General features: G+C 46.1%; 9 protein-coding genes. 4 read left to right on the forward strand and 5 right to left on the reverse strand.

Translation table 11 applies throughout. From position 1 onward, the window contains the following. The 4 genes from Q0R35_RS07675 to chrA form a co-directional block, all read right to left on the reverse strand. The coding region (locus Q0R35_RS07675; RefSeq protein WP_295615627.1) for a bleomycin hydrolase at positions 1-453 on the reverse strand (453 nt) is incomplete at its 3' end. Positions 454-530: 77 nt separating this feature from the next. Next, positions 531-1,085 (reverse strand): bleomycin hydrolase, encoded by a 555-nt coding sequence (locus Q0R35_RS07680; RefSeq protein WP_295615629.1) that lies wholly within the window; start codon positions 1,083-1,085, stop codon positions 531-533. Positions 1,086-1,210: 125 nt separating this feature from the next. Continuing rightward, positions 1,211-1,822 (reverse strand): VTT domain-containing protein, encoded by a 612-nt coding sequence (locus Q0R35_RS07685; RefSeq protein ID WP_295615630.1) that lies wholly within the window; start codon positions 1,820-1,822, stop codon positions 1,211-1,213. Between the two features lie 295 nt (positions 1,823-2,117). Continuing rightward, on the reverse strand, positions 2,118-3,275 hold the full coding sequence (gene chrA / locus Q0R35_RS07690; RefSeq protein WP_295615632.1) for a chromate efflux transporter: 1,158 nt from the start codon (positions 3,273-3,275) through the stop codon (positions 2,118-2,120). A 16-nt stretch (positions 3,276-3,291) separates the two neighbouring features. Here chrA and Q0R35_RS07695 point away from each other — a divergent pair, with 16 nt between their 5' ends. After that, positions 3,292-4,956 carry an RluA family pseudouridine synthase gene (locus Q0R35_RS07695; protein ID WP_295615634.1) on the forward strand — a complete coding sequence of 555 codons (1,665 nt, stop codon included), beginning with the start codon at positions 3,292-3,294 and terminating at the stop codon, positions 4,954-4,956. A gap of 173 nt (positions 4,957-5,129) precedes the next feature. Then, on the forward strand, positions 5,130-5,585 hold the full coding sequence (locus Q0R35_RS07700) for a VOC family protein (RefSeq protein WP_295615644.1): 456 nt from the start codon (positions 5,130-5,132) through the stop codon (positions 5,583-5,585). 6 nt (positions 5,586-5,591) lie between these two features. Here Q0R35_RS07700 and queA read toward each other — a convergent pair whose 3' ends face one another. Then, positions 5,592-6,698, reverse strand: coding sequence for a tRNA preQ1(34) S-adenosylmethionine ribosyltransferase-isomerase QueA (gene queA, locus Q0R35_RS07705; protein WP_295615636.1), 1,107 nt, complete (start codon positions 6,696-6,698; stop codon positions 5,592-5,594). 137 nt (positions 6,699-6,835) lie between these two features. Here queA and Q0R35_RS07710 point away from each other — a divergent pair, with 137 nt between their 5' ends. Further along, positions 6,836-7,771, forward strand: a complete 936-nt coding sequence (locus Q0R35_RS07710) for a carbohydrate kinase (RefSeq protein ID WP_295615639.1) — start codon at positions 6,836-6,838, stop codon at positions 7,769-7,771. A 102-nt stretch (positions 7,772-7,873) separates the two neighbouring features. Then, positions 7,874-9,357, forward strand: a 1,484-nt coding sequence (locus tag Q0R35_RS07715; RefSeq protein WP_295615642.1) for a site-2 protease family protein, incomplete at its 3' end; no start/stop codon positions are given.

Raw genomic sequence — 9,357 nt, forward strand, 5'->3', positions numbered from 1 at the left:
CTCAACCAAAGCTTGAGCAGACATATCACGAGGAGCACAACCGCGAGTACGAGCAAAGCGAAGAGCTTCAACGTAAGGAGCAGTAGGTAGGTCTAATGCACGGTAAACTTCACGTCCACCAGCAATACCCCACTCATCCAAAGGACCAGTACCACCAACGATCAGACAGTAGTTAATCAAACGCATGTAGTGTTTGATATCGCGCAGACATTTGTCTTTTTTAACTTGAGTTTCGTTAGCTTCACCAGCATTGTTCAAGTAGCCATACTTTTTGATGCAAGCATCATAAGCTTCTTTAGCTACGTTGTCCAAGTTAGCAGCTAGTTTCTCAGCAGCTTCTAAACGAGCAGCAGCACGTTGGATGCTACCTTGTACGGATTCTAAATCGGAAGAAGTAGGGAAACGACCAGCCGCATCAGCAGCAGCGATCACTGTGGTAACTACAGATTTCATGTTCGGGTAACTCCAGAAAAAATATTTTGATAGTTTGTTTCAATGCGCGGTCAACTTGTAACGATGGCTCTCGTCTACTAGCTGAGTGCAGAGATTACGCGATCGAAATAGGAAGCTGCTTCGGAAGTTAATGCGGAACAGTCGCCTTTAGATGCGCCCATTTGAACGAACTTCTTACCACCGTTAGCTTCGGTGTTGGTGTCATTAATGTGAGCCAATGCCGCAGCTTTCATGATTTGAACTGCACGGATGGTGGAAGTTGTAGGTACTCCCAATGCTGCGTAAGTTTCTTTCAAACCGTTTAAACAACGATCGTCGAGAACGGAAGCATCACCAGCTAACAGAGCGTAAGTGACATAGCGTAAAATGATTTCAGCGTCACGCAAGCAAGCAGCCATGCGACGGTTAGGATAACAGTTACCACCAGCTTGAATCAAGCCTTGGTTTTCGCAAATCATCCCAGCAACAGCATCAGATACCGCGCAGCTAGCGTTACTAGCAATTGCGTTTACCGCATCTAAACGTTTGTTGCCTTCAGCAATGAAACCTTTGAGTGCGTTGAGGTCAGCACCACCGATCGCAGCAGTCTTAGCATCTGCGGTAACTACCGCTCTGGAAAAAGAGTCAAGCATTGGAGCTTTTCCTAGTTAATTAACAATTTCGAGATTCATCATAAACCGATCGCCTCCCCAGACACTATAGTTATGAGAAACAACTCAACAATCTGTAACAATAGCTACCCCAAGTCGGAAATTTGCTAATTTTTGCTGCGTTGGTTGGCTCTGAGAATATGGAAAATCGAGGGTGCGAGGGAGATAAACATAATTGCGAACGTAATTGGCAGCAAGTAGCGATCGATCTGGTCTTCAGGAATACTTTTACCTAAAAAATAGCCGAGTACTGTCAATCCGATGCCCCAGCCGAAGCCGCCGACGACATTATAAGTCATGAATGTCCGGTAGCGCATAGCAGCAATTCCCGCGACAATCGGTGCGAAGGTGCGGATAAATGGCATAAATCTCGCCAAAATGATTGCTGTTTTACCCTGGCTCTCAAAAAAATCTTCGGCTGCCATCAAGTGCTTTTTCTTGAAAAACTTAGAATCTTCTTTGTCGAATAATTTACGCCCGAATCTTTTACCCGTATAGTAGCCAACGCTATCGCCCAAAACTGCAAACACAAAACAACCAAATGCCATCACGCTAATATCAAGTCCGGTTCTGGGTACAGAACACAAAAATCCGGCGACAAACAATAAGCTATCTCCTGGCAATAGAAATCCTACTAATAAGCCTGACTCTGCAAATACAATCCCCCATACTAATGGGTATCCAAAAGTCCTGATTAATGTTTGTAAATCGAAATGCATGTCAGTTTAAATCCTCCTATAAATTCAATGATTGATGGTGCTGATTTGGACGATCGAGAGCTGATGTTACAATTGAGTGCCACTATAGAATATTAACGCAATTTGCTAGTTATCACCAAGGTTAAAGATTTGGATATTAGATATTGGATATTGGGTATTAGCGACGGGATAAAACCTCAAACCTAATAGCTAAAACCTAACACCCATCACACGAAAAACCCATAACTAGCAACTTTAGCTATTATATGAACTAACCAGATCTGACTGGTTGTAATTTGCGATAAATACGGCAATTTTAATGATGAGATCGAGCCAATTGTCCCATGATGCCGATCGTTGCGCCACCTAAAACCAACCAAATTGGATCGAGCCGCCATTTCCAGAGTAGCCCTGAAGCGATCGCGGCGATCGAAATTGTCTGCCAGTCTGTTAACGTACTCGCCCCCAAGCGATAAGCAACCACCACAATTGCCCCCCAAGCACCTGCATTAACGCCATCCAACCAACTGCTAAACCACCGCGACTGGCGTAGTTTTGGTGCCCAGATCGTCACCAGCGCGACGAAACCAAAACTTGGTAAAAATATGCCAATTGTGGCGGCAACTGCCCCTGCATGTCCCGCTAGGAGGTAGCCGATGAATGTGGCTGTAGTAAATAGTGGGCCGGGGGTAACTTGCCCGATGGCGATCGCATCGAGCAATTGTTGGGATGTCAACCAGTGCGTGCGATCGACCAATTCTGGCTGGAGAAATGCCAATAACACGTAGCCACCACCGTAAATTGTCGCCCCAATTTTGAGAAACATCGCGAATACATCCAGCCATGCAGGATGAGACGCAATTACTGGGAAAATGGCTAAAATGGGCAGTTCGATTCTGGGCAACCAAATTACTGATAAACCCCGTTTCCAGCCGCGCCAATTTTGCCACAGCATGACTCCAAATCCTGCCAGGAACAGTACCAATAAGGTATTTAGATTCAAATAGCCCAAACCAAAAATTGCACTGACTCCAGCCGCTCCTGTGGGGATATTTTTAAGTGCCGATCGACCTAATTTCAATGTGGCTTGCAGGGTTAACACCACTACTACAGGAACGATACCAGCAAAAATCGCGATAATTTGCGGCAGTTCCCGCGTGCGCTCGTACCCGATCGCCAGTGCCCAGACGATCGCCATCGCAGGTAAAATAAAACAAATTCCCGCAATGATTAAGCCCCACCAACCAGCACGCAAGTAGCCGATATAAATCGCCACTTGGGTCGAACTCGGCCCTGGAATTAGATTTGTCAATCCGATAAGATCTAAAAATTGCGATCGATCGATCCACTTACGCCGAGCGACAATTTCGGATTCTAACATGGCAATATGCGCCGCTGGCCCCCCAAATCCGATCGTACCCAGTTTCAAAAAGACGGCGGCTACTTCAGTCAACCGATCGCGGGAATAGGACATAAAATAATCATCGATAATGCTAGATTCAATTCTCGACGATCGTGTCGATCTATTCTGTCAACAACCGATCGACTCAACGCCAACTTATTGGTACGCGGGTTATGCTCATCCTAGTGGCGAACTATTGAAATTACCGCGTACTAGAGCAGTAGAGCAAATCGCCCAGCATTTAATGGCGGAATTAACACGAGATCCCTGCTTCAATTGTGAAGGTAAGATGTACGGCGTGTTGCTAGTTAAAACAGATCGAGATGAATATCGATTCATTAAAGCTTTTTCAGGATTATTAAATGGCGAAGCTGTTGTCACTGGCTGGGTACCGCCAATTCCAGGGCGCGATCGAGTGGCGATCTCTGAAGCTGATACACTAGCAGACTTGGCACGGATGAAACAGGAACTAATCGAGTTAGATCGCACCAGTGTCAGGGCAGAATATGGTAAATTAGCCGCCGAATTTGCCGATAAATTGGAGCGATTATCGATCGAGCATCGTCAGCGTAAGGAATGGCGACAACAAGAACGAATACGATGTGAATCTACACTTACCGAGCCAGAATTAATAATTGCGATCGATAAACTAGCCACACAGAGCCGCCAGGATGGACGAGAACGCCGTAACCTCAAACAAGAGCGCGATGCAGTTTTACAGCCGCTCCAGGAGATTTTAGACCGGAACGACGAGCGAATTAGGGAGCTAAAGCAACAGCGCAAAACGCGATCGCGACAACTTCAGGCGCAGATGCACGATGCTTATCGACTGATGAATTTTTTGGGCACATCTAGCTCGTTACGATCGTTAATGCCTGCGGGGATGCCGACAGGAACGGGCGATTGTTGCGCGCCTAAGTTACTTCATTATGCAGCTAGTCAAGGACTCAGACCGATTGCGATGGCGGAGTTTTGGTGGGGGGACTGGGAGACGGGGGGACGGGGGGACGGGGGGACTGGGGGACGGGGAGAGGAAAAGATTCAGAGGGAGTTTTATGGGGCTTGTGTGGATCGGTGTCAGCCGTTGATGGGGTTTATGTTGGCGGGGTTGTGTTCGCAGTCGAATCGGTTGGATTTAGAGATCGTTTATGAGGATGAATATATTATTGCGATCGACAAACCTGCGGGGTTATTATCTGTACCGGGACGGACGATCGATTTGCAAGATAGCGTGCTGACTAGGTTGCGGAATTTACATCCCAAAATTTATGCCGTGCATCGGCTCGATCGCGATACTTCGGGGCTGTTATTATTAACATGGGATCTAGAAACCTATCGACATCTAAGTCGGCAGTTTCTAGATCGATCTACACACAAGGTATATGAGGCAATTTTAGGCGGGAAAATCGCACCAAAATGCGGCTCGATCGAGTTACCATTATGGGGAGATCCACTCGATCGACCTCGCCAAAAAGTAGATTTCGATCTGGGCAAACCAAGCTTGACTCAGTTTCAGGTATTAGCACAAATCGACGATTACGCGCGGATTGAATTTACCCCAGTTACCGGAAGAACGCATCAATTACGCGTTCATGCAGCCGATTCTCGTGGTTTGGGTGTAGCTATTTTAGGCGACAGGCTCTATGGTTGTCAGGCAGATGTAAAAAGATTACATCTCCACGCCCGATCCCTGAGCTTTATCCATCCACACACATCGGTACGAGTTTTGCTGCAAACTCAATGCCCATTTTAAAATACTTACAATATTGTCGATCGCGCTGAGGCTGTTGACGACAGAATGCGGGTTGTGACAGTTTTATTTTTAAAAACCACCATCAGATCCGATCGAGAATCTCAATGTTCGAGATTGGAATTGCTGCCATCCAGAATCCAAAACTTGTACTGAGCATAGTCGAAGTATCCAAAATGATTGCTACTGAATCGATTTCGCTCCCCGTTGGTGCGCTCCGCAGCTTGCACCACATCGCACTCAACGTCAAAGATATGCAAGCATCGCGCCACTTTTACGGTGAAATTTTAGGCTTACACGAGCTAGCCGGAACGGAAATACCTTCTAGTCTGACTGAATTAGTCGAACAGGGACAGGTAGCCAACTTTCGGATTCCCGATGGAACGATTCTCGATTTATTTGCCGAGCCAGATTTATCGCCCCCATCGCCAGATCCGACTCAGCAATTTACCCGTGCCAATCATTTGGCTTTCGATATCGCGCCCGATTTATTTGACTTAGCGGTTCGGGTTTTGCACGCTCACAATGTCAAAATCGACGGCGAACCAGTCACCCGATCGACTGGAAGCGGCATCTACTGTTACGATCCTGATGGTTTTATCGTCGAAATTCGTTGCAATGCAAGCTGTTGATTGCCATCACCTCACCTCATCTGAGATCGATTCAGGCATAGAATTCCAAGATCGAATCAACATCGCATCGCCAAAGGAATAAAACCGATAGCTATCCTCGATCGCGATCTGATATAAATCTAATAATCGTTGTCTACCGATCGCCGCACTGACTAACATCATTAAGCTCGATCCTGGTAGGTGAAAATTAGTAATTAACCCATCGACGACTTGCCACTGATATCCAGGGTAGATAAAGATATTCGTATCGCCGCTGTACGGCTGCAATTCGCCCGTCTGAGCTGCCGTTTCCAGTACGCGGACTGCTGTAGTTCCAACGGCATATACCTTGCCTCCTGCGGCTTTGGTGGCTTGAATGAGATCGACTGTCTCACTAGAAATTGTCAGCCATTCGTGGTGCATTTTGTGGGTGGTAATATCTTCAGCTTCTACCGGGCGAAAAGTCCCCACCCCAACGTGTAGAGTCACATAGGCTTGCTGGATGCTCTGCACTGCCAATCGATCGAGTAATTCGGGTGTAAAATGTAGCCCTGCTGTCGGTGCGGCTACCGCTCCAGGCACTTTGGCATAGACGGTTTGGTACTGTTCGGGAGTAGATGTGCGCTCGTCGATATATGGAGGTAATGGGAGTTCGCCAAAATCAGCCAGCACTTGAATTAATGGTATATCGTCTGGTAATTCAAACCGCAATAATCTACCGCCTGTCTGCTCGTCTCGATCGATAATCGTCGCCGTAATCTGGGGAATTTTTCCATGAGGATCGCGTGAAGGGAAAACAATTTGAGTACCGATTTTCAGCTTGCGTCCGGGTTTTACCAATGCCAACCAGCAATTATGCTCTCGTTCTGAAAGTAACAAAATTTCGACAGGCGCGCCAGTGGTTTTGGTGCCGTAAATTCGCGCCGGAATCACGCGAGTATCATTAAATACCAGTAAATCTCCAGGCTTTAAAAAATCACCAATTTCATGAAAATGACGATGTTGGTACCCATCATTAGGTTCGACAACCAATAACCGCGATCGATCTCTCGGTACTACGGGAGTCTGCGCGATGAGTTCCTCTGGTAAGTGATAATGATAACTAGTCAATAGTCGGTCAACATTGTTATTCATCTGATTTTATTTTTGATTGAATTTACACTCAACGATCGATATTTTAACTCCCCTAGTCTCCCAGTCCCTTAGTCCCCCCACCCCCCAGTCTCCTCGTCCCCAAGTCCCCAACCTTATCCTCTAACCCCAGCCCCTAAATGTCTACGGTCATTTGTCTTGGTGAAGTGCTATTCGATTTATTAGCGTGCGAGATCGGAGTCAGTAGCGAGAGCGTCAAATCTTGGACTCCACTACCAGGTGGCGCGCCTGCGAATGTCGCTTGTGCGCTGGTAAAAATGGGCGATCGATCGAGATTTATCGGCTGTGTCGGTGAAGATGAAGCTGGCGCGAAACTAGCGGCTAAATTAGCTAGTGAAGGCGTAAATATTACCGGACTTCAATATCATCCCACAGCTCCTACCCGTCAGGTGCAGGTAATTAGAACTGCTGATGGCGATCGAATTTTTGGTGGTTTCGGTGATATTCCCACTGACAAATTTGCCGATAGTCAATTGAGTGAAGTCTCCAGCGAACTATTCATTGGTGCCGATTTTTTACTGTTGGGGACACTAGCATTAGCATATCCGAATAGCGCGGCGAGTACCTGGCAAGCGGTAGAATTTGCCACAGCTCAAGATGTCAAAATTGTGGTAGATATCAATTGGCGACCGACTTTTTGGACATCGCCCAAAGCAGCAATTCCCCAAATTCAGCAACTACTAGCAGTAGCTCATTATGTCAAGTTTGCCAAAGAAGAAGCCGAACTAATTTATGGTAAAACTTCACCGCAATTGCTTCAGCAATACTTACCGAATGCGCTGGGAATTTTTGTTACAGATGGCGGTAACGAGCTGGCATATTGGTTGAATGGAGAAACCGGATCTCAACCTGCTTTTAAGGTAGCTGCGATCGATACGACAGGTGCTGGCGATGCTTTTGTGGCTGGATTAATCCATCAATTAGGCATCGGAGCGACATCTGGCGCGCAGATAATTCGCTATGCAGCAGCAGCGGGAGCATTAACTACTCTACAAGCTGGTGCGATCGACTCTCAACCTACCGATACCGAGATTTTACAGTTTTTAAGTGTGTAGGTACGGTAAATTTATTGACGATTTACGATTTCCCTGCTCACACCCTAATTCAGTCTACATTTCTGGGTACCCTGAGTTAAGCTCTTGTAAGTCCCAAATGTTATGAATTGGTTGTGGTTGTTATGTGGTTGGGTGGTGATGTTATCGGGACTGCGATACGGCTTGACTGTCATCATTTTGACTAGATCGCGATTTGGGCGCATGAGTGGCTCGGTAGTTACCGCAGATCGAGTCCCCGCATATATCCGCACCCTGTTCGATGTGGCGGCTGTCGAACTCAAGGACTTGGGCTTTCGCGATTGTGGCTATATTGAATATGTGCCATTTCATCGCATTCATCCTCCGGTAAGATGGCAGCAAGTATTAGTAGATGAAAGTGGTTCTCACTTTGCAACAATCGAACTCCGGTATCCAGTTACAGGCAAAGATCCGTTTTCGATTACTTTTTATACTTGGTTTGCCGACGGACATTTATTAATGACTGTCGATCGATTGGCTTATGCAATTCTAGAACATATTCCCAATACAACGCTAGCAGATAATCGCATTCACAATTTAGCACGACAATGGGATTATCATCGCCACCAATGTTCGGGAATGAGCGATCGAATAGTCCGCCGATTCGATATTATCGGTTTTAGCAATCGATATTTCGAGCATTTCGATCGATATGTCGATCTATTAATCGATGTTAAAACTTTTATACCTGTAGGCGATGGTATTTACAACCGACCGTTAATTAAAACTTTTGGCTACGCCTATCGATTAATTTATCATCGCCCTAAACCGCAACCGCTAGCCCAACCGATCGAAATTCCATCAGAGATCGCGATCGATAATGCCCAAATGTTAGAGCAATCGCAAACATCTACATCTAGCCGCCGCACTAAATTTTTTTGGTTTGGAATTAGTGTCATTGCCTTTTATTTAGCCACGATTCCATATATGGGCTGGGATTTTGGCGTGCAGTTACTCGTAATTATTTTGCTGCACGAACTCGGTCATTTATTAGCAATGCAATTCTTTGGCTATCGTAATACTAGTATGCTATTCATTCCATTTTTTGGTGGTGTAGCAATGGGTAAAAATGAAGGAGCGACGCTATCTCAAAAGTTTTGGGTATTAATGCTCGGCCCTTTGCCAGGAATCTTAATCGGTATGGCGATGCTATTTATTAGTTATGGCAATTTAAATTTAGCTTGGTGGCATGGATTTGGGCTGTGGATGGTCGGCATTAATTTGCTCAATTTGCTGCCGATTTACCCCTTGGATGGGGGTAAAATTGTCGGTTTACTATTACAGCCATATCCATATATTGGGGTGGTGTTTAAGGCGATTTGTACGGCATTGGCGATCGGATTGGGCTGTTTGGGTTCGCATTTATTTCTATTTATCGGGATTGCGATCGCAGTATCGTTACCGCTCGATCTCCGCACTGCTAGGGCGATTGCTCGACTCAAGCAGCAACCGGGTGCGGCAGATTTAGATAAAGATGAATGGTTTAAATGGGCGCATACTCAACTAGATCGATCGTCGCAATCGCCAGTACAACCAGCTCATCAAAAGCTATTTATGAATAGTCTGTG

The sequence above is a fragment of the Chamaesiphon sp. GL140_3_metabinner_50 genome, from assembly GCF_025361915.1.
Taxonomy (GTDB): Bacteria; Cyanobacteriota; Cyanobacteriia; order Cyanobacteriales; family Chamaesiphonaceae; genus Chamaesiphon.

Excerpts from the sequence above, each read along its gene's own strand:
- Q0R35_RS07680 (WP_295615629.1), bottom strand. The coding sequence starts at position 1,085 with ATGCTTGACTCTTTTTCCAGAGCGGTAGTTACCGCAGATGCTAAGACT.
- Q0R35_RS07685 (WP_295615630.1), bottom strand. The coding sequence starts at position 1,822 with ATGCATTTCGATTTACAAACATTAATCAGGACTTTTGGATACCCATTA.
- chrA (WP_295615632.1), bottom strand. The coding sequence starts at position 3,275 with ATGTCCTATTCCCGCGATCGGTTGACTGAAGTAGCCGCCGTCTTTTTG.
- Q0R35_RS07695 (WP_295615634.1), top strand. The coding sequence starts at position 3,292 with ATGCTAGATTCAATTCTCGACGATCGTGTCGATCTATTCTGTCAACAA.
- Q0R35_RS07700 (WP_295615644.1), top strand. The coding sequence starts at position 5,130 with ATGATTGCTACTGAATCGATTTCGCTCCCCGTTGGTGCGCTCCGCAGC.
- queA (WP_295615636.1), bottom strand. The coding sequence starts at position 6,698 with ATGAATAACAATGTTGACCGACTATTGACTAGTTATCATTATCACTTA.
- Q0R35_RS07710 (WP_295615639.1), top strand. The coding sequence starts at position 6,836 with ATGTCTACGGTCATTTGTCTTGGTGAAGTGCTATTCGATTTATTAGCG.